At 48.4% G+C, this 893-nt stretch carries 2 protein-coding genes; both read right to left on the bottom strand.

What is annotated here, in order from left to right:
- Positions 1-481: FAD-dependent oxidoreductase (locus tag A3751_RS20265; RefSeq protein WP_197466562.1), on the bottom strand; the 481-nt coding region annotated here is incomplete at its 3' end.
- Positions 482-529: 48 nt separating this feature from the next.
- Positions 530-893 (bottom strand): M24 family metallopeptidase (locus A3751_RS20260; protein ID WP_156492677.1); only part of this gene is annotated, 364 nt, incomplete at its 5' end.

Here is an 893-nt window from a genome sequence, read left to right as displayed (position 1 = left end):
TTTCTATCACATCCAGCTCAAGCTGCGCGCAGGTATCGGTCATCTGAACCTGAGTAACCACCGACTGATCTAGAACCGCAACGTCACTTTCCATAAGCCGAGAATGCAACAGTCCGCCCAAAGCCATATTCGGAACCACATAACCGAGAGCATCAACACCCACATCACGTGCTTCAATCGACGTCGTGCCCATTTTACCTTGCTCGGAGACATGGACGCGATTAATCGCACAAGCTAGTGCCTGCTCAGCGTCCCATAATCCAAGAGCCTGGAGAAGTTCAATACTCCCTAAAGATATCGCGGTAGAGCGCAAATCAAAACTATTCTGCAACACTTCATGAGATACATCTTTGAGACGAAACTTCTCGATCAACGCAACCTTGAAACCACGCTCTGCCAGCCCAATAGCGAGCGGTATACCCACCATACCACCGCCAACAATCGCAATGTCGTAGTCAACTTGTTTGATCGTATTATCCATTTCAGAACGCTCAACCAACTCTTTCAAAATACACTGACCGGAAAGGATCTACCCTGCCATTAACGCTTCAATCTCGTCGATATCCTTTGGTACGCCAGAAGTCAGCACCTCGTTGCCCGTTTTAGTGACAACGACATCGTCTTCAATACGAACCCCAATACCGTGGTACTTTTTCGCTACGCCTTTGCTGCCCGGCGCGATATAGATGCCAGGTTCTACAGTCATCACCATGCCTGGCTCAAGCACTCGCCACTCACCACCAGTTTTATATTCACCAACATCATGCACATCCAACCCAAGCCAATGCCCTGTCCGGTGCATGTAGAACTGCTTATAAGTCTCGTTTTCAAGAATCTCTTCTCGCTTACCTTTCAAAATGCCCAACCGTAGCAAGCCATCAACGATAACGTTC

The sequence above is a fragment of the Oleiphilus sp. HI0080 genome (assembly GCF_001635135.1).
This window is presented reverse-complemented; position numbering and strand designations above follow the sequence as displayed.